This is a genomic window from Veillonella infantium, assembly GCF_002959895.1.
GTDB lineage: Bacteria > Bacillota > Negativicutes > Veillonellales > Veillonellaceae > Veillonella > Veillonella infantium.
Map to the genome: position 1 here is coordinate 151,261 of NZ_PPDD01000008.1, position 25,504 is coordinate 176,764.

Annotated in this window: 26 protein-coding genes and 3 tRNA genes; 7 read left to right on the plus strand and 22 right to left on the minus strand. The window is 39.9% G+C overall.

The window, feature by feature from the left end:
• Positions 1-320 precede the first annotated feature (320 nt).
• Complete coding sequence (gene hcp / locus VCHSUH03_RS04640) at positions 321-1,886, minus strand: hydroxylamine reductase (protein ID WP_105094195.1); 1,566 nt, start codon at positions 1,884-1,886, stop codon at positions 321-323.
• Positions 1,887-2,160: 274 nt separating this feature from the next.
• On the opposite strand from hcp, the gene VCHSUH03_RS04645 reads away from it, so the two are divergent.
• Entirely contained in the window at positions 2,161-2,886 is a 726-nt protein-coding gene (locus tag VCHSUH03_RS04645) for a Crp/Fnr family transcriptional regulator (RefSeq protein ID WP_105094196.1), read from the plus strand.
• A 162-nt stretch (positions 2,887-3,048) separates the two neighbouring features.
• Here VCHSUH03_RS04645 and VCHSUH03_RS04650 read toward each other — a convergent pair whose 3' ends face one another.
• From VCHSUH03_RS04650 to VCHSUH03_RS04665, 4 genes are all read right to left on the minus strand, one after another.
• Positions 3,049-4,920 (minus strand): LPO_1073/Vpar_1526 family protein, encoded by a 1,872-nt coding sequence (locus VCHSUH03_RS04650; RefSeq protein WP_105094197.1) that lies wholly within the window; start codon positions 4,918-4,920, stop codon positions 3,049-3,051.
• Positions 4,921-4,929: 9 nt separating this feature from the next.
• Positions 4,930-5,481, minus strand: a complete 552-nt coding sequence (locus VCHSUH03_RS04655; RefSeq protein WP_105094198.1) for a TIGR01440 family protein — start codon at positions 5,479-5,481, stop codon at positions 4,930-4,932.
• A gap of 265 nt (positions 5,482-5,746) precedes the next feature.
• Positions 5,747-6,307, minus strand: coding sequence for a Fe-S-containing hydro-lyase (locus VCHSUH03_RS04660; RefSeq protein WP_005385442.1), 561 nt, complete (start codon positions 6,305-6,307; stop codon positions 5,747-5,749).
• Positions 6,308-6,326: 19 nt separating this feature from the next.
• Complete coding sequence (locus tag VCHSUH03_RS04665; RefSeq protein WP_009660830.1) at positions 6,327-7,169, minus strand: fumarate hydratase; 843 nt, start codon at positions 7,167-7,169, stop codon at positions 6,327-6,329.
• A gap of 742 nt (positions 7,170-7,911) precedes the next feature.
• Between VCHSUH03_RS04665 and VCHSUH03_RS04670 the strand changes: the two genes are divergently transcribed.
• The 4 genes from VCHSUH03_RS04670 (at position 7,912) to VCHSUH03_RS04685 (ending at position 9,162) form a co-directional block, all read left to right on the plus strand.
• Positions 7,912-7,987: transfer RNA gene (locus VCHSUH03_RS04670), tRNA-Asn, on the plus strand.
• 4 nt (positions 7,988-7,991) lie between these two features.
• Positions 7,992-8,066, plus strand: a tRNA-Glu gene (locus VCHSUH03_RS04675).
• 4 nt (positions 8,067-8,070) lie between these two features.
• Positions 8,071-8,146 (plus strand) — tRNA-Val (locus VCHSUH03_RS04680).
• Between the two features lie 107 nt (positions 8,147-8,253).
• Entirely contained in the window at positions 8,254-9,162 is a 909-nt protein-coding gene (locus VCHSUH03_RS04685) for a hypothetical protein (protein ID WP_105094199.1), read from the plus strand.
• A gap of 70 nt (positions 9,163-9,232) precedes the next feature.
• On the opposite strand, the gene VCHSUH03_RS04690 is transcribed toward VCHSUH03_RS04685, so the two are convergent.
• The 17 genes from VCHSUH03_RS04690 to VCHSUH03_RS04770 all read right to left on the minus strand — a co-directional run bounded on the left by VCHSUH03_RS04690 (position 9,233) and on the right by VCHSUH03_RS04770 (position 23,581).
• Positions 9,233-9,589, minus strand: a complete 357-nt coding sequence (locus tag VCHSUH03_RS04690) for a hypothetical protein (protein ID WP_105094200.1) — start codon at positions 9,587-9,589, stop codon at positions 9,233-9,235.
• 148 nt (positions 9,590-9,737) lie between these two features.
• Positions 9,738-10,145, minus strand: coding sequence for an ATP synthase F1 subunit epsilon (atpC, locus tag VCHSUH03_RS04695; protein WP_105094201.1), 408 nt, complete (start codon positions 10,143-10,145; stop codon positions 9,738-9,740).
• A gap of 3 nt (positions 10,146-10,148) precedes the next feature.
• Positions 10,149-11,573 carry a F0F1 ATP synthase subunit beta gene (gene atpD, locus VCHSUH03_RS04700; RefSeq protein ID WP_105084942.1) on the minus strand — a complete coding sequence of 475 codons (1,425 nt, stop codon included), beginning with the start codon at positions 11,571-11,573 and terminating at the stop codon, positions 10,149-10,151.
• Positions 11,574-11,591: 18 nt separating this feature from the next.
• Positions 11,592-12,446 carry an ATP synthase F1 subunit gamma gene (gene atpG / locus VCHSUH03_RS04705; protein ID WP_105094202.1) on the minus strand — a complete coding sequence of 285 codons (855 nt, stop codon included), beginning with the start codon at positions 12,444-12,446 and terminating at the stop codon, positions 11,592-11,594.
• A gap of 3 nt (positions 12,447-12,449) precedes the next feature.
• Positions 12,450-13,988, minus strand: a complete 1,539-nt coding sequence (atpA, locus tag VCHSUH03_RS04710) for a F0F1 ATP synthase subunit alpha (protein ID WP_105094203.1) — start codon at positions 13,986-13,988, stop codon at positions 12,450-12,452.
• A 16-nt stretch (positions 13,989-14,004) separates the two neighbouring features.
• On the minus strand, positions 14,005-14,556 hold the full coding sequence (gene atpH, locus VCHSUH03_RS04715; RefSeq protein ID WP_105094204.1) for an ATP synthase F1 subunit delta: 552 nt from the start codon (positions 14,554-14,556) through the stop codon (positions 14,005-14,007).
• A gap of 4 nt (positions 14,557-14,560) precedes the next feature.
• Positions 14,561-15,058, minus strand: coding sequence for a F0F1 ATP synthase subunit B (gene atpF / locus VCHSUH03_RS04720; protein WP_105089726.1), 498 nt, complete (start codon positions 15,056-15,058; stop codon positions 14,561-14,563).
• Between the two features lie 18 nt (positions 15,059-15,076).
• Complete coding sequence (gene atpE, locus VCHSUH03_RS04725; RefSeq protein ID WP_004695064.1) at positions 15,077-15,304, minus strand: F0F1 ATP synthase subunit C; 228 nt, start codon at positions 15,302-15,304, stop codon at positions 15,077-15,079.
• Positions 15,305-15,324: 20 nt separating this feature from the next.
• Positions 15,325-16,023, minus strand: coding sequence for a F0F1 ATP synthase subunit A (atpB, locus tag VCHSUH03_RS04730; protein WP_105094205.1), 699 nt, complete (start codon positions 16,021-16,023; stop codon positions 15,325-15,327).
• Positions 16,024-16,193: 170 nt separating this feature from the next.
• A complete protein-coding gene (locus VCHSUH03_RS09560) occupies positions 16,194-16,430 on the minus strand; it encodes a hypothetical protein (RefSeq protein ID WP_009352291.1) in 237 nt (78 codons plus the stop codon).
• Positions 16,431-16,572: 142 nt separating this feature from the next.
• A complete protein-coding gene (locus VCHSUH03_RS04740) occupies positions 16,573-16,767 on the minus strand; it encodes an AtpZ/AtpI family protein (RefSeq protein ID WP_009352385.1) in 195 nt (64 codons plus the stop codon).
• Between the two features lies 1 nt (position 16,768).
• Positions 16,769-17,911 (minus strand): non-hydrolyzing UDP-N-acetylglucosamine 2-epimerase, encoded by a 1,143-nt coding sequence (wecB, locus tag VCHSUH03_RS04745; protein ID WP_105094206.1) that lies wholly within the window; start codon positions 17,909-17,911, stop codon positions 16,769-16,771.
• A 57-nt stretch (positions 17,912-17,968) separates the two neighbouring features.
• On the minus strand, positions 17,969-19,120 hold the full coding sequence (locus VCHSUH03_RS04750; protein WP_105094207.1) for a glycosyltransferase family 4 protein: 1,152 nt from the start codon (positions 19,118-19,120) through the stop codon (positions 17,969-17,971).
• Positions 19,121-19,153: 33 nt separating this feature from the next.
• Entirely contained in the window at positions 19,154-20,512 is a 1,359-nt protein-coding gene (locus VCHSUH03_RS04755) for a PFL family protein (RefSeq protein WP_105094208.1), read from the minus strand.
• 8 nt (positions 20,513-20,520) lie between these two features.
• Complete coding sequence (locus tag VCHSUH03_RS04760) at positions 20,521-20,796, minus strand: ACT domain-containing protein (protein WP_024065891.1); 276 nt, start codon at positions 20,794-20,796, stop codon at positions 20,521-20,523.
• A gap of 134 nt (positions 20,797-20,930) precedes the next feature.
• Positions 20,931-22,568 (minus strand): phosphoglucomutase, encoded by a 1,638-nt coding sequence (locus tag VCHSUH03_RS04765; RefSeq protein WP_105094209.1) that lies wholly within the window; start codon positions 22,566-22,568, stop codon positions 20,931-20,933.
• Positions 22,569-22,651: 83 nt separating this feature from the next.
• Entirely contained in the window at positions 22,652-23,581 is a 930-nt protein-coding gene (locus VCHSUH03_RS04770) for a YitT family protein (protein WP_105094210.1), read from the minus strand.
• Positions 23,582-23,786: 205 nt separating this feature from the next.
• On the opposite strand from VCHSUH03_RS04770, the gene ispE reads away from it, so the two are divergent.
• A complete protein-coding gene (gene ispE, locus VCHSUH03_RS04775; RefSeq protein WP_105094211.1) occupies positions 23,787-24,683 on the plus strand; it encodes a 4-(cytidine 5'-diphospho)-2-C-methyl-D-erythritol kinase in 897 nt (298 codons plus the stop codon).
• The gene (locus VCHSUH03_RS04780; protein ID WP_105094212.1) at positions 24,680-25,372 is read left to right on the plus strand and encodes a GntR family transcriptional regulator; all 693 of its coding nucleotides are present in this window, start codon (positions 24,680-24,682) and stop codon (positions 25,370-25,372) included. The genes ispE and VCHSUH03_RS04780 overlap by 4 nt, the downstream gene beginning before the upstream one ends.
• The last annotated feature ends 132 nt before the right edge of the window (positions 25,373-25,504 follow it).

Consider the following 25,504-nt stretch of genomic DNA (forward strand, 5'->3'; position numbering starts at 1 on the left):
GGACTACCACTCTTGTAAAAGCTGTTCTAAAAGTTTGTATATTGATGGGACGCCTTCTTATCTACAGTTATAAAAAGGAAGGACTATACTTATGCAGCGACATCAGGTCACGAGGAGCAAAGAAGTATAGTCCTTCCTTTTTAACTAGGTTGTAGATACAAAACTGGGCCCCATCAATATACAGCCACTAACGGATAGCTTTCACATAAATAGTAAAAAATGCACCTTAGGCGAACCTAAGGTGCGTTATTTATAACAACAGTCCTAAATCATAAAAGAGAGGGGAAGTAGGACTGTAGTTAATAAGTTAATGGATCCTATTAGCCCAAGATAGCTTTCATGTCAGCTTCTGGAGTTGTAATTGGATGTAATTGGAATTTTTCTACCAAAATGTTCAATACATTGCTGGAGAAGAATTTAGGCAAGGAAGGTCCGATGTAGATGTTGCGGATACCCAATGCCAACAATGTTAACAAGATACATACTGCTTTTTGTTCGTACCAGGACAATACCAATGTTAATGGCAAGTCGTTTACGTCACATTCAAATGCACCAGCCAAAGCTACTGCTACTTGAATAGCGGAGTAAGCATCATTACATTGACCCATATCAAGGATACGAGGGATACCACCGATTTCACCGATGTTAAGGTCGTTGAAGCGGAATTTACCACAAGCCAATGTCAATACTACAGTATCATCTGGAGTTTGTTTTACGAATTCTGTGTAGTAGTTACGGCCTACTTTAGCACCGTCACAACCACCAACTAAGAAGAAGTGTTTGATTGCGCCAGCTTTTACAGCGTCGATTACTTTATCAGCAATGCCCAATACTGTGCCATGACCGAAACCTGTAGTTACTTCGTGACCACCGTTGATACCAGTGAATTCTTGAGCTTCTTTGTAGCCGCCCAATTCGATTGCACGTTCAATAACAGCGGAGAAGTCTTTAGTGCCATCAGCTTTTTCTTCTACGTGTGCACAGCCGTCGAAACCTACCATATCTGTAGTGAAGATATTAGCTCTGTAGTTTTCTTTTGGTGGCATAATGCAGTTTGTAGTGAACAAGAATGCGCCAGGAACGTCAACGAATTCTTTTTGTTGGTTTTGCCATGCAGTACCGAAGTTACCTTTCAATTGAGGATGTTTTTTCAATTCAGGGTAAGCGTGGCAAGGTAACATTTCACCATGAGTATAGATGTTTACACCTTTACCATCAGTTTGTTCCAACAATTGATTCAAGTCGTGAAGGTCATGACCAGTTACAACGATGAAAGGACCTGGTTCTACAGTCAAAGGTACTGTAGTTGGTACTGGAGTACCATATGTTTCAGTGTTAGCTTTATCAAGAATAGCCATGCATTTCAAGTTGATTTGGCCGAATTCCATCAATAAGTTCAACCATTCTTCAGCACTGTGATCTTTAGCGAATTCTACCAAGCCTTTGATGAACCAAGCATCAACTTCAGGATCATGGAAACCAAGGCGTGCAGCATGCCATGCATAAGCAGCCATACCACGCATACCTAACAATAATGTGGAACGAAGGGATACGATATCTTCTTCACCTTTCCACAATTGTTCCCAATCGAAGTTTTGAGCTGCGCTATCGATTTTTGCATGATAAGCGTTTACTTCGTCGATGAATTCTTGAACGCGGTCTTCAGAGAAGTTTACGTTTGTTACACACATGAACAAACCACGCATTAAATAGTCAACGCCTTCTTTAGTTTGGCCTTTTACGTCTAAAGCGCGTGCTAAACCAACTAAAGCAGCAGTTAATTCGTCTTGTAAATTAGCAACTGGTGCAGTTTTACCACATACACCTTGTACAGTACAGCCGCCAGGTGCTGCAGATTGTTCGCATTGATAACAGAACATGCTCATTTAAAAATCCTCCTTTGCGAGACTTCCTCGCATTCAAGCTAGATAATATAAAACCTATACATTACACTGATGAATTATCAGGTGTCTGATTGATTACATTTGAAAGTATAACGTAAAGGTGATACAATTTCTGTAGCTTGAGCAACAAATAAAAAACTTTTTCAAAATTTTTACCTAGCTCCCCTTGTGGAACAGGTAGGTCATTTGACCTTATACTATTATTATACAATAATCAATTTAATTTACTATAGACTTCGTCACATCGGAGGCGACCATGAAGCAAATACTTTCAAATGACATTATCAACCAATATCTACCTACCCTAATTAAATGCCCTTTATTTAATAAGTTGGGCGAACCTGAACTACGCAGTTATTTACATAATGCGAAAGTTATTGTGCATAGCTATAAGAAAAATGATTTTATTGCCCTCTCTGGGGATCCGATGGAAGGCATTGGGGTCATTCTCGAAGGCAGTGCGTTACTGACACGTGAAAATGTTATGGGCCAACGCGTTATTATGGCTAACCTTGAACAATCTGATATTTTTGGTGAAGCATTACTATTTAGTAAACAACCATTATGGCCTGCTACGATTAAAGCTACAAAGGTTAGTAAAATTATGTTCATTCCTCTTGAAACATTTATTGATACATTGCCTGATTGCCAACAATGCCAAACCAAAATCTTGTCCAACCTATTGGAGGATTTGTCTGAAAAAGCTATTCTCCTCACAAGAAAGGTTCATTATCTTACCTTGAAAGGTATGCGCGAGAAGATTTTCGCGTACTTAACAGACATTTATAAACGTCAGCAGTCTACAACAATCCATTTACCACATAACCGCGAGCAAATGGCAGAGGTACTCAATGTATCTCGCACAGCACTTAGCCGCGAACTCGGTCGCCTAAGAGATGAAGGCATTATCGATATTACAGGCCGTACAGTAACACTAAAAGACGTGGAAGGAATCGAAGAATTCGGTTTTAATAGCTTCTAGCATATCTTTTAACCTATAATAAAACTAATAATATACAATAAACGTAAAAAGGTCTCCCTATATAATCTAGGGAGACCTTTTAGTATACAGTTATTATTTCTTTAGTATTAATTCTTTAGTATTAATTCTTTAATATTAGTTCTTAGCAATTAATTTTACACATTAGAACCAATGAGATAAATCGAATTCTTCACCAATCGTAGCTTTCACATGAGCACGACCTAAATATAGGCCAAGTAATGTTAAACTGATTTTAGACATCGGCGTATGATCAAATACATCCGCTAAATCTAGTAGAACTGGAGAAATATCATCCATAATATCACGTGCTTCTTGACCTCTGAAAGCAGTCGGTTTACTCTTCATAAGCGCAATGAGATCACGTTGAACCATAGAATCAGAAATACGAGTTTGTCTAAAGAAACGAGGTGCTAAAGACTCATCAACTAACGCCAATTTATAAAGATTGGAATTCAAGCTACGCACCACATAACGTGGATCAACGCCATGACCATCGGTAGCACGGAAGAGTTCCTCCTTCGAGAAGCCACGATAGTTGAACACAAATGGATAGGAATTGGATAACACTTGAGCTAATGTAATTGGTTCGCGTTCCTCTTGCGTACAGCGTAAGTAGTCTAGCTGACGATAGAAAGAGTTATTTTGAGGCAAATCAGAAATGAATGGCTCAATATATTTTTCTACATAATGTTGGAAGTGAATCAATCCATAGTTATTAGAGTTTCTAGAGTATTGTAACAATAATGTCAATGCCATAACTTGGAAATGACCTAGCGTTAAATGTGGCAATACGCGTAACGCATCAAAGGCTACAAGGTACGGTGTACTAGACTTAGGTGATTGTACTACATCTAGGAATGCACCTAACGCAGCGGATTTCATCCACTCTGTATTCGTAGCAGCATACGCCTTTTGCATACTCATCAATGCTTCTTGAATAACAATATTGTCTAAAAGTGCGTTGACTTCAGCTAACTTTGTAATATTAAGAGCTGCTAACGCATCTCTTGTAATAGATTCCACATAATGTTGTGTATCACCATGTAATACGCCGAAGGCATGAACAAATGGCGCCATTGCCAATTCAATACATTTATCTTCATGTGCCGCTTTAGCCCATTGCCCTGTTGGTACCTCTTCTTCAACCATACTAGCGGCTGCCAATTGAGCCTCTATTTCGGAAGCATCAAACAAGCGTGTTTCATCCAATACAGATGGGCCTTCTGCTGTTTTAATCTCATCGACACCACCGATCATTTGTGTAGCCTCAATATGTTCTGCTTCATCAGCTTCAAGAGCCTCTACAGATTCGCCCATAGCAATCGTATCCTCTACAGAATTAGCGCGATTGCGAAGTTCATCTGTAACAGCATCAAGAACAATCGTCTTATCCATCAATGGAGTGGAATGATGCTCACTATTAGAGCGTTTACCATCAGAAACTGCAGGCATTATAATAGTTTCATCATTACTATGTTCTGTTGGAGCAGATTCTGTCTTCTCTAGAGAAGCAGAATTCACTTGAATAGATTCATGTGAAACAGATTCATGCGGAATAGAATCAGCAGAAACAGATGTATCTTGAACAGGTTCTTGTCCTTTTAAGTCAGCTTGACTTGATTTAGTCTCAGTCTCTCCTGCATGATGACCTAAGGCCAAGGAATATCCTATTTCGGAGTTTTCCACATGTAATTGATTGCCATCTCGTCGGTTATAAGATGTATCTTCATCAGTTACCATAGATTCAGAAGCATTATACTCTTCATTATCCTCTAACACAGAGGCCGTATACACATTGGTTCCACCTTCATGTGTAACAGTTACATCCCCTACCCTAGATTCATTAACGGACTTTTCTCTATGATGTTCACCATCAAACTTAGTAACAGATCTATCATGGTGCTCATCTTTAGCTTGGCTTTCACTATCATTACGATTAAAAACGGCGTAACAAATGGCAAAAAATCCAAGCGCCACAACAGCTAATACAAAATATGGTATTACGTTTGACATACTATCCCCCTACATCAACGCTTCATTATATGCAGCACGTTCACCACCAATGCTCTTAGGTCGAACACGACAAGCGGTTACATGAGCCTCACCAATTTCTTTAATACTGAGGCGCACTGGTACAGTAACATGTTTCATATGCATACCTATAAAAGTGTCCCCGATGTCGATACCTGCATCAGCTTTAATAAATTCAACCATCACTGGATCGTCAAAACGTTCATAGGCAGTAACAGCCATGGCTCCACCTGCATGACGTTGAGGTACTACATTAACCTCTTCCTCCCATGTTACTGCACTTCGTTCCATAACAAGAGCTCGATTAATATGTTCACAGCATTGAACGGCCAAATTAAGACCTTTAGCTTTAACAGCTTTATATATTTCATCAAATAGGATCTGAGCCACATCAATGTGGGAATCAGTGCCAATTTTCTTACCCATAACTTCGCTAGTGGAACAACCCACCACGAATAATTGACCTTCTCGAACCTTTGCCAAATCTAGCAATTCAGCCATCGCTGTACGCACTGACTGACGAATAGTTTCTACAGAAGTCATGATATCGCCTCACTCACTTTGAATGTATAAATCTATATGTATATTATCACAAAATGGACAGAATCGGTAGACTTTACTCTACTAAGCAAAAGTGAATCTAACATAATAATATATAAACTATAAAAGTAATTTCATATATTACTATCATACTAATAAACAATGTAATAATCATTAAATATATACATGTACAGTGATAATTATTGATCTCTATAGATAAAAAAGAGGCTTGCATTAGCAAGCCTCTTTCAATCACTCAACGGTGATATTAGATTTTTCTATAAGGTTTTTGGCCTTGTTCGTAGAAGTTGTTACCTTCAGTATCGCCAACTACGATGCAAGGGAAATCTTCAACTGTCAATTCAGCCAAAGCTTCTGGACCAAGTTCACCATAAGCAAGTACTTCGTATTTTTTGATGGATTTTGCAATCAATGCTGCAGCGCCACCAACTGCTGCGAAGTATGTGCAACCATTTTTCTTCATGGATTCAACTACTGCTGGTTTACGGGAACCTTTACCGATCATGCCTTTAATACCTTGATCAAGCATTGTTGGTGTGTAAGCATCCATACGACCAGAAGTTGTAGGACCAGCGGAACCAATTGGGTCACCAGGTTTTGCAGGTGTTGGGCCAAGGTAGTAAACGAATTTGTTAGTCCAATCGATTGGTAATTTTTCGCCACGTGCTAAAGCTTCAGTCATAACTTTATGAGCAGCGTCACGAGCGGAGTAAATTTTGCCAGTGATAAGAACGCTATCACCAACTTTTAATTTACGGGAAAACTCTTCATTATATTCTTCAGTATTAATGCGAATTGTTTCAGCCATTGTAATTACCTCCTACCGATTAAAGTACTACGTGTTTATGACGAGCAGCATGACACATAATAGTAACAGCAACAGGAAGGCCGGCGATATGAGTTGCACCCCATTCGATGTTTACACCGATACAAGTTGTTGTGCCGCCCAATTGTGGACCGATACCAGTTTTGTTAACCATTTCCAAAATTTCTTCTTCCAATTTTGCATACTCAGGATCTTTGTGAGGAGTGCTAATATCGCGAAGCAAAGCTTTTTTGGACATAACAGCTGCTTGGTCCATAGTACCACCAATACCAACGCCAAGTACGATTGGAGGGCATGGGTTAGGGCCAGCATGTTTTACGATTTCAAGAACTGCATTTTTAACGCCTTCAACGCCATCTGCAGGTACCAACATAGCTACGTCAGATTTATTTTCAGAACCGAAGCCTTTAAGTTCTACGTTGATTTCTACTTTATCGCCAGGAACGATATCGATGTAGATGATTGCAGGTGTGTTGTTTTGAGTGTTTTTACGGTTGAACAATGGTTCTGCTACAACGGATTTACGAAGGTAACCTTCTACATAACCTTGAGCAACACCTTCATTGATAGCTTCTTTAAGATCGCCACCAACGAAATGAACATCTTGACCTACTTCTACGAATACCAATGTCATACCAGTATCTTGGCAGTATGGACGATCTTCAGCATCAGCAATTTCTGCATTTTTGATGATTTGATCGAGAACGATGCAACCAACTGGAGACTCTTCTGTTTCACGGCCTTTTTTCAAGCCTTCATAGATGTCTTTTGGCAAGTGGTAAGCTGCGTCCATACACATTTGACGGACTGTTTTTGTGATTTCAGATACTTGAATCTCGCGCAAGATAATCCCTCCTCAGGAACATAGTTGAATATTAATTCTAAATTACCGTGAGATAACTTTTAACTCTCAAGTGTATAAGACATATGTTTCTCATACACATCGAGATTAACTCTATGCATCAATCGTAACACACAACATACATGCTTTCAACGGCTTAACTATACAGTTTTCTCAATGCTTTTTCATGTTTTGAGAATTATTTTCATGAATATTGCTGTATATATTTCGGTATTTCAATAGTTCTTTTTCATCATATTTTCGACTATAAAAACTATATTTCCAATGTGATAAAAGTCATAGTTAATCATAGGTTGAAAGAATTTTTATACCCTATATATTAATCCACTTTTAGAGGCCAAAATTAGGTTGAAATCACCGTATAAATACAGAGTATATCTAAGATGATAAATACACTTTCAGACTACTTGATATTATTTTTCAAATAAAAGGTTTAAACTTTTTTGTAATGCATATGTATACCGATTATATTCAATATACTTATATTGCTAACTCTTAGTAAAATATCCCTCAAGATATCTCTATAAACACAGTATTTATCTGTGTTTATTCATTTATATAGATTATATTAATTTTAATGACTTGCTTATCAAAATTTTTAATAATTGATTTTTTGTATAACGTTATGTGTTTTAGTCATAGTTAACGTCTTTTGATTTATAGTAATTTTAAAAAAAACGCTTGCTTTTATAATTAATCTAACATATAATAACAATCGTACCATTCCTCGATAGCTCAGTTGGTAGAGCAATCGGCTGTTAACCGATCGGTCGTAGGTTCGAGTCCTACTCGAGGAGCCATTCTGGCCCGTTGGTCAAGCGGTTAAGACACCGCCCTTTCACGGCGGTATCCCGGGTTCGATTCCCGGACGGGTCACCACTATGGACGATTAGCTCAGCTGGGAGAGCGCCTGCCTTACAAGCAGGATGTCGGCAGTTCGATCCTGTCATCGTCCACCAGACCTAGAAGCAAGCGTAAAGCTTGCTTCTTTTTTTTGTATATGTGATATAATAGTACCAGTTGTTTTGTTTGTGAATTTTAAAGAGTCTTATTTAGAGGAGGAACTATGTTTCATACATTCGGACGCTATAAACGTTCGCTACTTACAGTACTAGGTGTACTATTGGCATCTACACTCGCTACAGCAAGTGCTGCCACTATTAATATGAGCCAGTTAACATCAAATACCGCTCAACCAGTAGTCATTAACTCTATGCCATCCAATGTAGATACGACTACCCCTACATTACAAGCCGATAATAATGGTCAACCTATTTTGAAGGTTGCAAATACACCTGTTTCAACTCCAATTGTTGGAACACCTGAAAAAGCGACTATCAATACTTCTAATTCTAATTATGATGGTCACTTAGATAATTTCCCTAGTCGCAAAGTTACAATTGTTGTACCTGCAAAATTGCGCAACGAAAACACAGCCCAATTAGGTCGTTACATGACAGACCGTCTATCTAATACGCTTAAGTATCCATACTATGATACAGCAATCGTAAGTACTAATACGCCAACAGCTGAAATTAGAGCTGTTGACCTTGCACAAATTGCAGCTGCACAAAATTCTGAAATCGTTATTATGCCTGTACCATTACAAGACGTATATGTACAAATCAATGGTGTTAATAGCCCATATACATATAATAATGATGATCGTGAAATGTACATCGCCGCAAAGGTAAATGCACTTTTATATTATTACGATGTGAATGATCAAGTAATTCACACTGTACGCAGTGGATTCAATCAAACTGATGATTCCTTAACAATGCCAACACATAAGGCTGTATGGAACAAAGTTATGACTGTATTACTTGATAAATTACCATACAAACGTATTCCAACAGACCGCGACCGCTATCAAGCGCCTGGCATCAACTCTGAATCTCCAGTTGTACTTGACTTCCAAGTAGAACAACCTAGAAATACTGCTTACTCCTTAAAAGGTGTTAGCGTATTATAAGAGACACTAAAAAGACCGTTAAGCAATTGCTTAACGGTCTTTTTGTATTCACCTATTAACGATACATAACTTAGTGAATCAAGCCGATTAATCTAAGTTGATGCTCTGTAAAACCAGCATTTCTTAAAAGTGCAGTAAATGAACTACGGAAGGAATCAGATAAATCGCTTACGTAATAAATTGAATCATCATCTTTTGCACTTGCTATACTTGTATTAGTAGTCGCAGCATATTTAGCATTATCAGCTTCATTTTGTTTAACCATGTTAGCTCTAAAAGCATCATTTGTAGGAGTTTCTACTGGTGGACGAACCGAGTCAGTATATTTATAACCATAAGATGCGTCTACATGTGTTCCTAGTGTAGATGCACCAAAACAGCATGCTAATACAGCAAAAGCAATGAAAGATTTTTTTGATACGTTCATTAGAAAACCTCCAAATTAACACAATAAGTCATTAAATTTAAATGACAAATTTTAGTATAAGTAGATGACCTTAATGTTAGATGAGTGTTTCCTATAAACAAAATGAAATTCTAAAGAAAAAGGCTAGCCCTATGGCTAGCCTTTTTCTTTATAGTTGTTTAGTTACATGCAAGCGCAATAATGCACGTTGCAATGCCGCTTCTGCGCGTTCTACATCGATATCTGGTGTAGGATTGGATAACCGGCCTTCTGCACGTTCTTTAGCTCGACGAGCACGTTCCACATCAATGGATGCTGGATCTTGGCAATCTGGTGTTAAAATACTCACCTTATTATGTTCGATTTCACAGAAGCCACCAAATACAGCAAGTTCACGAGATGTTCCATCTGGTTGATCTATGCGTAATGGCGCTAAATCTAATGCGATAATCATAGGTGCATGATTTGGCAAAATACCAAATTGACCATCGATAGCTTTACCTACAAAGAATGTAGACTTGCCTTCAAAGACAATTGCATCAGGTGTGATTATTTGTAGGGTCATAGGTTCCGCCATGGATTATTCCCCCTTCTCTTGCATTTCCTTTGCTTTTTGAACGGCTTCATCGATGGTACCAACCATGTAGAATGCACCTTCAGGTAAATCATCATGTTTACCATCAAGAATTTCTCTAAAGCCTCTCAATGTTTCGGACAATGGTACGTATTTACCAGGAGAACCAGTAAATACTTCAGCTACGAAGAACGGTTGACTCAAGAAACGTTGAATCTTACGCGCACGAGATACAGTCAATTTATCTTCGTCAGACAATTCTTCCATACCAAGGATTGCGATAATATCTTGAAGATCTTTATATTTTTGCAATACTTCTTGCACGCCACGCGCTACTTCATAGTGTTCTTCACCAAGTACATGTGGGTCCAAAATACGGCTTGTAGAATCTAACGGATCCACCGCTGGATAGATACCAAGTTCCGCAATGGAACGAGACAATACTGTTGTCGCATCCAAGTGAGCGAATGTTGCCGCTGGAGCAGGGTCAGTTAAGTCATCGGCAGGTACGTATACAGCTTGTACTGAAGTAATAGAACCTTCTTTGGTAGATGTAATACGTTCTTGTAATGCACCTACGTCATTAGCCAATGTAGGTTGGTAACCTACGGCAGATGGCATACGACCTAGGAGGGCAGATACTTCAGAGCCCGCTTGGATAAAGCGGAAGATGTTATCGATAAACAAGAGCACGTCTTGTTTCTTCACATCACGGAAGTATTCGGCCATTGTAAGTCCTGTAAGACCAACGCGCATACGTGCCCCAGGTGGCTCATTCATTTGGCCATATACAAGAGCTGTTTTGTTGATAACGCCGGACTCTTTCATTTCGTTCCACAAGTCGTTACCTTCACGAGTACGTTCGCCTACGCCGGAGAATACGGAGTAACCACCGTGCTCTGTGGCAACATTGTGAATCAATTCCATAATTAATACGGTTTTACCTACACCGGCACCACCGAAGAGGCCGATTTTACCACCTTTTACATATGGAGCGATAAGGTCAACGACCTTAATACCTGTTTCCAAGATTTTAGTATCTGGAGAAAGGTCATCAAATTTAGGTGCTGGACGGTGAATAGGCCATTTTTCATCGGCTACAACTGGAGCTGGATCATGGTCTACAGTTTCACCCAATACGTTAAAGATACGACCCAACACGCCTTCGCCTACAGGAACCGCAATTGCAGCACCAGTATCTTCGGCATCCATATTACGGGTCATACCGTCAGTAGAGCTCATCGCAACACAACGTACAGTATCGTCGCCTAAGTGTTGCATAACCTCTACTACAATTTTTTGTCTATCATGTGCCTTATGATCATGGTAGATGTTGATGGCGTTGTAGATGCTTGGCAAATGACCAGCATCGAAGCGCACGTCTACAACTGGGCCAATGACCTGCACAACTTTACCAATATTATTACTCATCGACAAATGTCTCCTTATTTATTGCAAGGCATTAGCGCCACCAACGATTTCAGAAATTTCGTTTGTAATGCTAGATTGACGTAACTTGTTATATTCAAGACCTAAGGAATCAATGAGTTCCCCTGCATTATCTGTAGCAGATGTCATAGCTGTCATACGAGCACCCAATTCACTTGCTGCAGATTGCAACAATCCATTATAAACAGTAATCTCTAAATATTTTGGTAGCAACGCCTCCAAGACAGATACAGCAGATGGCATGAAATCATACTCTTCGCCCTTTACCTCATCTTGTGGTTGCTCTATCGGCAACAAGCGCTCAGCCTGTGCAATTTGCGTCATAGAATTTACAAAACGTGTATAGATCATGATGACTTCGTCAACTTCATGACGTTCGTATAGTGAAAGTGCTTCATGCATAATGGCACGGGCATGTTCATAAGAAGGTTTATCAGAGAAGCCTGCATAGGACTTATCGATATGAATTCCTCTAGATTTCATGCTGTCTCTAGGCTTTTTACCTGCCGTGATAACACGGTATGTATCGGAAGATTTACCATGCAATTGTTCCATAGCAAACTTCAACACATTAGACGAGAATGCCCCTGCAAGGCCCTTATCGGCACCTATTACGATATAGCATGTGCGTTTTATAGGGCGTACCTCTAACAAAGGACTGCTAAAGCCTTCTAAATCACTATTAGACATATGACGCAAGATTTGCCCAATCTTCTCTGCGTAAGGACGAGTACCTTCCGCTTTTGTTTGCGCCTTACGAAGACGAGCAGAGGCTACCATCTTCATCGCTTTTGTAATTTGTTGCGTATTGGTAACACTTTTTATGCGTTTTCGCAAATCTTGTGCACTAGCCATACATTACGCCTCCTTATGAGACACTAATGTATGTGTAGAACCAAATGCTTCTACACATTCTGGGATTGCTTGTTTCAATAGATTTTCAGTATCTTCGTCAATTTTCTTAGACGTTTCAATATTTGTGATGATTTCAGGATAGTTAGCTTTTATATAACGTAAAAGTTCAGCTTCAAATGCTAAAATATCATCCACTTGAATACTTGCTAAATACCCTTTTGTACCAGCGTAAAGATTAATAACCATTTCCGCTACGCTCATAGGTTCATATTGACCTTGTTTTAACATTTCAGTCAAACGTTCACCACGGTCTAATTGTGCTTTAGTAGCCGCATCAAGATCGGAACCGAACTGAGCGAACGCAGCTAACTCACGATATTGAGCAAGGTCCAAACGCAATTGGCCTGCTACTTGTTTCATCGCTTTAGTTTGCGCACTACCACCTACACGGGATACGGACAAACCTACATCAACCGCTGGGCGGATGCCAGAGTAGAACATATCTGTACCCAAGAAAATTTGACCATCAGTAATGGAGATTACGTTTGTTGGGATGTATGCAGATACGTCACCTGCTTGTGTTTCAATGATTGGCAACGCAGTAATGGAACCACCACCAAGTTCTGGTGAAAGTTTCGCAGCACGTTCTAATAGACGGCTGTGTAAGTAGAATACGTCGCCTGGATACGCTTCACGCCCTGGTGGACGACGTAATAATAAAGACATAGCACGGTAAGCAGCTGCTTGCTTAGTTAAATCATCATATACACAAAGTACATGTTTGCCTTTGTACATGAAGTATTCACCCATAGCAACACCTGCGTACGGAGCGATGTATTGTAATGGAGCCCCTGTAGAAGCACTAGCAGAAACGACGATTGTATACTCCAACGCACCTGTTTCTTCCAATTTTTGTACTACACGAGCTACGGTAGATTCTTTTTGACCAATTGCTACATAGATACAAATTACATCTTTACCTTTTTGATTGATAATTGTATCAAGAGCAATTGCAGTTTTACCTGTACCACGGTCACCAATGATAAGCTCACGTTGGCCACGGCCAATTGGTACCATCGCATCGATAGCTTTCAAACCTGTTTGCAATGGTTCGTTTACAGATTGACGATCCGCAATACCAGGTGCTGGATGTTCTACAGGACGACGTTCAGTCGCTTGAATAGCACCCTTGCCATCGATAGGCTGCCCCAATGGATTTACTACACGACCAATAAGAGCATCCCCTACTGGTACGTCCATAATTTTGCCAGTACGGCGTACTTCATCGCCTTCTTTAATTAAGAAGTCGTCACCTAATAGTACGGCACCAACATTATCTAATTCTAAGTTCAAAACCAAGCCATATACGCCGTGTGGTAACTCTAACAACTCACCAGCCATGGCTCTTTCAAGACCATAAATATGGGCGATGCCATCCCCTACGTCAAGAACAGTACCCACGTCATCGACATTGAGGTCAACATCATAGTCCTGAATCTGCTGTTTAATTATAGCAGTGATTTCTTCAGGCTTCATTTTCATATATACCCATTCACCCCTATCTAATAGAGTTCGTTCTTAATAAAGATTTTTCTAATTCCTCTAAACGGCGAGCTACAGAGCCATCGATGCGTTTATCCCCTACTTGGATAACGATACCACCCATAATGGATGGATCTTGACGCACGGATAAGATGACATCTTTTCCTGTTACTTCTCTTAGTTTAGCTTGTACAGATGCTTCTACATCAGCTGTAATTGGTTCAGCTACTGTTACAGTAGCTTCCAAAATACCACGTGCTGCACGTGATTTCTTAATAAACGCTTCGATAGTCGATGCTATATAGCGATAACGACCGCGCTTAATCATCACATAAATAAAGTGTAGAGCAACTTTATCGATACTAGAGTCAAAAATTTTACCAATAAGCTTAATCTTTGCATCTTCTGTAACGATTGGATTCTCTAGAAATGAACGCAACTCAGGTTGATCAACCATTACGGATGCTACATAACCTAATTGCTCCTCCATGAGTTCCAACTTATTTTGTTCTTGAGCTAATTCAAACATAGCCGAACTATATTTATCTGCTACAATTTCTATGCTCATCGTATCACAACCCTATCGTTTTACTATCAAGTTGACGAATAGCGTCTTCGATCAATTTCGTATTAGTTTCGCTGTTCATATCTTTAGCAACAACTTTACCAGCCATAGCTACAGATAAAGAAACAACTTCATTGCGCAAGCTGTTCATAGCACGATCACGTTCAATGGCAATATCTTGACGAGCACGATTTTTTTCTTGTTCAATTTGCTCGCGAGCTGTTGCTAATTGTTCGCGTGTTGTATTTTCTGCTTCTTGAATTGCTTTTTCAACAATTTTTTGTGCCTCTACACGAGCATTAGAAATTTGAGCTGCATAATCAGCTTTAAATTCTTCTGCTTCTGCACGAGCTTTTTCTGCAGCTTCTAAGTCTTTAGCAATTCGTTCTTTACGTTCTGTCATCATAGCCAATAATGGTTTATATGCAAAACGAGCCAATAGCCAAACTAATATAAAAAAGTTCAACATTTGAGCAAGAATCGTTCCAAGGCTTAAGTCAACCAAGGTTATTCCTCCTCGTTATTATCTGAATAACAAAATAAATGCTACTACTACACCGATGATAGGCATCGCTTCGATCAAGCCAATCGCTACGAACATAGTAGACATCAATTGACCACGCAATTCAGGTTGACGCGTAATACCTTCAATTACTTTGCTAGATACAAGACCGTCACCGATACCTGCACCAATGGCACCACAACCTACTGCGATTGCTGCTGCTAATGCGAATAAACCTTGAGCTTCCATAATATATCCTCCGTAAAAAATTAATGTTCCTCACTAAGAGCCATCCCCAAGTAGGAGGCAGTAAGAACGGTAAAAATAAAGGCTTGAATAATACCAATAAATAAACTAAAAGCAATCCATACCCATGGTACCGGTACAAACCAAGGCAAATTGTACAATACTTCTAACAGAATTTCACCAGCTACGATATTACCAAATAGACGGAAGGCAAGTGTAACAGGTCTAGCAATCTCTTCAAAAATATTCAGTATTAGCAAAGCCTTATAAGGTCGTACGAAATGCTTGAAATAGGATAAGCCTTTAACTTTAATCCCCATAACCCATACTACCAATGTACTACATAAAGCTAATGCAACAGTAGTATTAATATCGGATGTTGGTGATGTTAAAGCCTTAAGCGTAGGCATTAAACCTAATTCATTTCCTACAAAAATAAATAAGAAAAACGTAAATAACAAGGAACTCACCATCGGCCAATGACGACCTAAGTTCGGAGCTAATTGCCCCTCTAAGCCTTCCAATATAGATTCAACTATATTTTGCAAGCCTACAGGCACCAATTTTCGTCCCCGGGTGGCTAGTACTGTTATCAGTATTACAATAGCCATAGTAACCCATGTAGCAATTAGAGTATCCAAATTAAATGTCAACCCTAACCACTGCACGACTTCATGGTGTCCCGCATGTAATTCCACGTTCTCAACCCCTTCCATAGACATAATAAAAAACTAATATACTTACAATAAATATAAATATAATATATATGTATCATCATACATCGTTATAGATATATAATCAACACTTGAAAGGTAAACAATTCTAATTTCTCATGAATGTATTGTGTATAATGCATTATTGGAATATATCTATAATTTAACACATCATAAGATTAGAAATGTCGACTAAGCCACCAGTAAACAACATATAATGCGGGCTGAATAAGTGCGACGCCAACAAACATGCTAATAGCCTCTATGCCGGGAATCTTTAATCCTAAGACTACTAAGGAACCTACTAACATAAGACGCCATATCATCTGTCTACGAGCTTTACGAACGGCTTTGTAAGGATCCCCTGATACAATGGATTGACCATGCAAAGCTAAACTTAGCAAGTAGAGTACCATTATAAAAATCCCCCAAAACCATCCCCATAGATACTGTTCTAGGCCACATAAAACTTGTATTATACCGCCTAAAAAGGCAATAAAAAAACAAGTTAGTAGCACGCGCACTATGAATTTAATATATTGATTCATATATACCTCACTACTTAACTTGTTTATATAACATATAAAAACCTGTTATAGCTCCAATAAGACCAAATATAATCATACATAACGGTTCAGTTCTAAACCAACCATCCAGTGTATATCCAATCCAAATGAAACCACCTATACAGAAAACGAGTGTGAGCCCCGCCGATGTTGCCATGGCGAGGGCTTTCACAAGGTCCTTATCCATATTATTTACCAAACCGTTCAGGACGATTAGAATCGCCTAAGAACTCATGGCGTAACGCTTGAATAATGCGTTCAGATGCTTTGCCGTCACCATAAGGGTTAACGGAGTTAGACATCAATTTATAAGCTGCTGCATTGCTCAACAATTCATGAGCCGCTGCGTGTACTGCATCTTTATCAGTACCTACTAGACGAACCGTACCAGCTTCAACCGCTTCAGGGCGTTCTGTGGTATCGCGCAATACGAGAACTGGTTTGCCAAGGGCTGGCGCTTCCTCTTGAATCCCACCAGAGTCAGTAAGAATCAAATAAGATTTAGCCATTAAGTTCGCAAATGGTTCATAATCAAGCGGATCAATTAAGGTAACACGTTCTACAGAACCAAGTTCCTCTTGTACAACTTGGCGAACCTTAGGATTCTTATGTACAGGGAAGACCACTTGAATATCTTCAAATTCATTAATTAAATCGCGAATAGCTTGGTACACGTGGCGCATAGGTTCACCCAAGTTTTCACGTCGATGTGTAGTAACAAGAACTGTACGTTTTTCAGGATCCAATGCATTGATAGCAGCATCATCAAAAACATAATTATCTTGCACTGTTGTATCAAGGGCATCGATAACAGTATTACCTGTTACATATAGATGATCTGTATTGATATTTTCTTTCTTAAGATTGCTTTCAGAACTAGCTGTTGGTGCAAAATGATAGGTTGCAATAGAGCCAGTCAATTTACGATTCATTTCCTCTGGGAACGGAGAATAAATATCTCCAGTACGAAGACCTGCCTCTACGTGACCTACAGGAATTTCTTGATAGAAGGACGCCAAAGCACCTGCAAAGGTTGTTGTTGTATCACCATGTACAAGAACTACATCAGGTTTAGCTTCTTCTAACACATCTTTAAGGCCCATCAATGCACGGTTTGTTACATCGTACAATGTTTGACCTTGACTCATAATATTTAAGTCGTAATCAGGGGTAATATTAAACAAGTTTAGTACTTGATCGAGCATATCGCGATGTTGTGCCGTAACGGTTACAATCGGCTCCATATCTGGTGCTGCTTCTAGTGCTTTTACAAGAGGAGCCATCTTGATAGCTTCAGGTCTTGTACCAAAGATTGTCATAACTTTTAACATAGTTGCCTCCAACATAGTAGGATAGAAAAAATGGGGCGCCAAGCGCCCCACATATGGTTATTTCTTATGGGAATCGTCAGATTCCTCTAAAGCTTTTGCCAATTCTTCACGATCAAAAGAAATAGTTTCATCTGAATCGCTGCGTTCAATTGTAGGACGTGGTAATGGATGTCCCGCCGCATCACTATGGGTAATAACACCAAGGCGACGAGCCACAAAAATACTGCCTAAGAAGATAACGAGTACCAATGCAATACCAATCCAAGCATTGACCTCTGCTACGATGACAGACACGCCACCAAACAGAGCTGTTACGGCATACATCATTAGCACCGCTTGTTTTTGAGATAAACCTTGAGCTAACAAACGATGATGCACATGGCCTTTATCAGGCTTAAAAATTGGACGACCGCTAATTTTACGGCGTACGATAGCAAATAATGTATCCAGAATTGGTAAGCCAAGTACGATTGCAGGAACTACCAATGCAATAGTAGCTGCCGTTTTAACAGCACCCATTACAGAAATAGCTGCTAAAGTATAACCGAGGAGCATAGAACCCGTATCACCCATAAAAATTTTCGCTGGGTTAAAGTTATACCGCAAGAACCCTACTGTTGCACCTGCCAGTGCAAGAGATATACATGCTAAGTCAGTTTGGCCAAGTTGTAATGTCATAGCGCAAACAGCAATACAAGCAATGAAGGAAATCCCTGCTGCCAAGCCATCAAGGCCATCGATAAGATTTACGATATTCGTAAATCCTACGATCCAGAAAATAGTCAATGGAGCAGCCCAATATTTAAGGTACACTACACCACCCCAAGGAAGGTTGATAAAGTCCACCCGAATATCATAAGCCACCAAAATTGCAGCTGCTATGATTTGGCCCATTAACTTAGTCTTTGGCTCAATCTGTTTAATATCATCCCAAATGCCAACGAGCACAAGAATAACTGTACCAAGTACCAAGCCAAATAGTTTATGGTCATGTGGGATAGAGCCATTAAAGAGGACCGATCCTACATAACCGAGAAAGATTGCTAACCCACCAAGTCGTGGAATAGCACCATGATGCACCTTTCGGGCATCAGGTTTATCTATTGCCCCTACAGCAACGGCAAAGCGTTTTACCAAAGGGGTTAGTGCAAAGGTTATGATGAGCGCCAGAGCAAAGGCCCACACATAATCGAGCACATAATCACTCATAAGACACCTCCAACAACTGGGTTATAAACACAATTAATTAGTTAAGCTACGAATAGGTGCTGGAATACGACCACCACGGGCGATGAACTCAGCTGCACTATATGGACTCACTTCAATAATTGGAGCGTAACCTAAAAGGCCACCAAATTCAACAACCTCACCTACGGTTTTGCCAGGTACAGGAATTACACGAACCGCAGTTGTCTTATTATTAATCATACCAATAGCAGATTCATCAGCAATAATTGCAGAAATTGTATCCGCTGTTGTGTCTCCAGGAATAGCAATCATGTCAAGGCCAACAGAACATACGCATGTCATAGCCTCTAATTTATCGAGGGATAAACTGCCACAAGATACGGCATCAATCATACCAGCATCTTCAGATACTGGAATGAATGCACCACTGAGACCACCTACGTGAGAGGATGCCATAAGACCACCTTTTTTCACCGCATCATTAAGTAATGCAAGTGCCGCAGTCGTACCATGACAACCACAAGATGATAAACCCATTTCTTCGAGAACGTGAGCAACAGAATCGCCTACCGCTGGTGTTGGCGCCAAGGACAAATCGATAATGCCGAATGGTTTACCAAGACGACGAGATGCCTCTTGTGCTACTAATTGGCCTACACGAGTAATTTTAAAAGCAGTGCGTTTAATCGTTTCTGCTACAACGTCAAAGGACTGACCACGCACAGACTCAAGTGCGTGTTTTACAACGCCTGGGCCAGATACGCCTACAGAAATAGCACTATCACCTTCAGTGACGCCAAAGAATGCACCTGCCATGAATGGATTATCCTCTACAGGATTACAGAAAATAACGAGCTTAGCACAACCAAGAGCATCATTATCCTTTGTAAGTTCTGCCGTTTTCTTAACGATAATCCCCATGTCGCGAACTGCGTCCATGTTGATACCAGTTTTAGTAGAACCAACACCTACAGAGCTACATACGATATCTGTAATTGCCAATGCTTCTGGGATAGAATCAATCAAGATGCGATCAGCTCGTGTAGCACCTTTTGTTACAAGAGCGGAGTAACCACCGATAAAGTTAACACCTACTGTTTTAGCAGCGCGGTCCATCGCTTCTGCAATTGGTACATAGGATGTTAAATCACTACCACCTGCAACAAGAGAGATAGGAGTTACAGAGATGCGTTTATTAATGATAGGAATACCAAACTCACGCTCAATATCCTCACCAGTAGACACAAGATGCTCAGCTTCTTTTGTAATGCGATCATAAATGCGATCACATAGTTCTTTACCAGAACTAGATGCGCATTCTAGCAAGCTAATGCCCATCGTAATAGTACGAACATCAAGCTTGTTGTCATGAATCATCTGATTCGTTTCTAAAATATTGTCGATAGATAACATAGTGCCTCCTATCCTACACGGTGCATGCTTAAGAAAATATCAGCATGTTGTGCACGGATTTCAACACCAAGTTCTTTACCGAGTGTAGTTAAAGCCTCTTGAATGGAGGTCAAATCTTTTATATCTTCAGACTTTGTTTCACACATCATAATCATATTGAAAACGCCGTCAAGAATGGTTTGATTAATAGACATAATATTTACACCGTGATTAGCAAGTACCGTACTAACCCCAGCAATGATACCAACGCGGTCAACGCCGACAACGGTAACAACTAATTTCATAACATCACCTTTTCTGAGCACTACAAACTATTTAGCCCCTATAGGGTATTCAATAAACTATATTAATATATTATATCATATTTATTACTTTTCTACGGTGAAATCTTCATGAGTTTTCACCCGAAAACAGTATTTTATACTTCGTCGGATAATGCAGCCGTTACAATAGCCTCTCCTGCTGTCAATAACGCCACTAAACCTTTATCCCCTTTATAGCTTTCACCATAGATTTTATACAAATCTTCCGTGCCAGACGGACGTGCTACAAACCAGCCTGTTTCAGTTTCTACACGAACACCATCGATTGGCATATCCTTATACAAGGAAGTAGTACGTATATTAGTAATAGGATCTCCGTCTACCTCAGTAGCGGTAATGGAGCTTGCATTCAACTGCTTCAACTTAGCCTTTGCCGCCTTTGTGCACGCCGCATCAATACGACCAAAGCGAGGATCTCCACAACCTTCAACAATGTTATTATACAGCCTATCAACAGTGGCTCCCATTACGGCATATATTTCCATCGCCAATAAAGCCATTACCATGCCGTCTTTATCAGTAGTCCATACGGTACCATCCTTTTTGAGGAACGATGCACCAGCAGATTCCTCCCCACCGATACCAATCTCACCATCAAATAATAAGGAGCTAAAATATTTAAAACCTACTGGAACCTCATAAACAGGTATCTCTTTAAGAGCTGCCCATTTATCAATCATCGTAGTACAAACTACTGTTTTCCCTACCCCTTTATCAGTCCAACCACGGGTCGTAAACAAATAATCTGCAGCAACCGTAAGGAACGCATTTGGAGAAGCAAGACCCTCTGTAGTAACGATACCATAGCGATCATAATCAGGATCATTGCCAACAGCGAGATCATAATTGCCAATTTGTTTAATTACATCCGCCATCGCATATTCAGAGGAACAATCCATACGCACCTTACCATCATGGTCATAAGTCATAAAGCTAAAGGTTGGATCGTACTCATCATTGATGATATCCATATTGAGATTATATCGTTCTTTAATAGCCCGCCAATAACCGAGGCCACTACCACCTAATGCATTGACAAGAACCTTAGGCTTAGCACTTTGAAGAGCCTCCATATTGATGATAGAAGATAACTCTTCAACATATAAACCCTTGTAGTCATACGGAACTTGTTGATCTGGTTCAATATTATCAACACTAATACGTTTGAACCCTTCTAATTCACAATAAGCACGAACGTACTCATTAGCACGGGTTTCAATCCATTTCGTTATCAACGTATCCGCAGGGCCACCATTGGTAGCATTATACTTAATACCCCCATTATCTGGTGGGTTATGAGATGGGGTAATAACAATACCATCCGCCTTATCAAAATGACTTTCATTATACCGAATGATAGCACGAGACACTGACGGTGTAGGCACAAAGTCCATATCCGCATCAACCATTGCAACCACGCCATTACCGGCAAGGACCTCAAGCACGGTTACTAATGCAGGCTGAGATAAAGCATGTGTATCTTGGCCCACAAAAATAGGACCTGTCGCACCAAACTGTCCACGACCATCACAGATAGCCTGCGTAATAGCTGCTACATGTAAATCTGTAAAGGTACCATTCAAAGAGGTACCACGATGACCAGATGTACCAAAGGATACGAGTTGTGTCGGATCCGTTACATCCGGTGCATTATCAAAATATGCATCCACCAATATTTGCACATCAATAATATCTTGTTCTTGTACAGGCATACCTGCTAATTTATGAGCCATAGGAACCTCCTAATCTCAACTGTATATATCATTCATAAAATATTATATTTACACATGATTAAGATGAGATGACAAATACGCACTTATTGATTGTGTATAGTCTCTGTATTGTCCTCTTGTGTAGTACTCTTATCTTTCAACTGTTCACATACTTCAGTCGGTATAATAGGCTGTGTAAAGCCTTGACCAATAACCTCTTGTGCATCGGTTATCAAAATAAATACATTTGGATCCGCCTCTTGAATAACCTCTTTTAATTTATTTACTTGCAAGAGATTAACGGCTACCATAACGATTTGCTTCGGCGTCCGTGTATAGGCACCCACACCATTAATAATAGTGGCTCCACGGCCAACCTTTTTGATGATGCAATCGCAGACCTCATCAGTACGATAGGTAATGATGAAAGCTACCTTTCGTTGATTAAACCCGATAACCACCTTATTCGTAATGATGGTATACACATAGACACTAATAAGTGTGACCGCTACGGCTTCAAGGCCAACAACACCAATTGCGGCAACAAGGATAGCACAGTTTATGGCACTATTAATGGACCCCATTTGAAGTCCATAATATTTGCGTACAATGAGTGCAATAGGATCAAGCCCACCTGTGTTACCGCCTACGCGGTATACAATGCCAAGACCTACACCAGTAGTAATACCAGCCATCATGGAACTCAACAAAGGATCCTTAATAATCATGTCATATTGCAAGAAGTTAAATAAATCAACCATCCAAGACAGCATCAATGTGCCATACAAGGTTTTGATAACAACACGGGTGCCTAGCCACTTCCAAGCAGCCCAGAATATAGGAATATTTAAAATCATATTCCAAGAACCAACGGATAAGCCCGTTACATAATACAAAATCAAGCCTACCCCACTAATACCAGTACTCACCAATTTGTGTGGCAATACAAAGGCATCAAGGCCGGCACCAAATATGGCACATCCAAGAATGACCATAAGGCTTTCATAGATAACACTTTTATACTTAGCGAACATAGCTTCCTCCAAATTGCCATTTCACTATAAATATTCTATAATGAACTAACTAAAACATACGCTATTTACAATACATTTAGTAATAAAACAATATGCGTATACAAATTCATCATAAACCACTTAATGGTTATTTTCAATCACTTTATAAGAGTATAAAATAAACATATAAATTGCATATATTCTGTATGTTACAAACGAGGCTATTATGAGTAAAAGTTTTGAGCAACTCGGTTGCAGTAAAATCAATATTGGACTTGCTATTACGAGCAAGCGTGAAGATGGATATCACGATATCGACTCTATCTTCCAATCCATTCGCCTTAGCGACTCCATTTATTTTGCGAAGCATCATTCCGTAGTTTTCTCCGGTGGCGCTCCAGAATTACCTGAGTATATGCAAAAATTAGTTACTTACGGGGAAGAAAATCTTGCCCTCAAAGCATTACGGGCAGTCCAAGAATATACCGGCTGCAAGGCAGGCGCAGCCATCCATCTATTAAAACGGGTACCTATTCAAGCCGGTCTTGGCGGTGGTAGTGCTGATGCGGCAGCTATGTTAGTAGGTCTCAATCGATTCTGGGACTTACGACTCACCCAAGAGGAACTTTTACAAATCGGTGCTACTCTTGGATCCGATGTGCCATTCCTATTGCAAGGTGGTACAGCACGTGGCACGGGACGTGGTGAAATATTAACGTACGGAAAATCTCCAGATCCACATTGGTTATTGCTAGTAAAGCCAAAGGTTTCTGTATCAACTGCAGCTGCTTATGGTCGCTTCACGAATACGTCCGTAGCAACAAAACAAACCATCGATACAGTCCAACAACACCTAGAAAACAATGACTTAAAATCAGCATTCCTTACTAGTGCTAATACATTTGAAGAACTACTCTTCCCTGACCATGAAGAACTTGTCATTTGTAAAGAATTCTTCACTAGTCGTGGATATCCAACGATTATGACTGGTAGTGGCCCTACAATGGTGGTATTGCTGGATAAACCAATGGAAGCATTACAACTGCAAGAAGAAATCAAAGCAGCCGGCCATGATTGGCTATCGCTCATTACAAAAACATGTACACAGGAGGACTTACCATGACAAAACGGTTACAACCAATACGCTTAGATGCGTATAAACCTCTACGCGAAGTCGTAAGTGAAACATTGCGTCAAGCCATTCAAGACGGCGTGTTAAAACCGGGCGAACGCCTTATGGAAATTCCTCTAGCTGAAGAACTTGGTGTGAGCCGCACCCCAATTCGCGAAGCCATTCGTAAGCTTGAGCTCGAAGGTTTTGTTGTCATGGTTCCTCGCCGTGGTACATATGTAGCCAATATATCGTTAAAGGATATTACTCAAGTATTCGAAATTCGATCTGCTCTGGAAGAACTCGCAGCAGGCCTTGCTGCCGAACGCATAACCGAAGAGGAAATCGAAACACTAGAACGAATGCTCGTAGAGATTGGCGATCATATGGAGAATAAAGATATGGAGTCCGTCGTAACAGCAGACGTAGAATTCCATGAAGTACTATATCGTGCATCTCGTAACGAACGTTTAGCAGATATCGTACACAACTTGCGGGAGCAAACCTATCGATTCCGTAGCTTCTCCATGAATCAACCGGGCCGCCTTAGAAAGACATGGGAAGAACATCGCCAATTGGTAGAGGCTATCGCTTCACATAACGCTACACAAGCTCGAAAACTTGCTAGAATTCATATGGAACATTCTGAACAAACCTTACTACAAGGTATGGAAGAATCACCGGAATTCACTAAAGCTTAAAGAAACATCTTAGTTGCTATACAATAATAAACTATTAATAAAATCCTTCACTCTTGTGAGGGATTTTGTTTTACATAGTCTATAGAAATTGATACAATATTATTAATAATTATAAGAATTCTTTTTATGAGA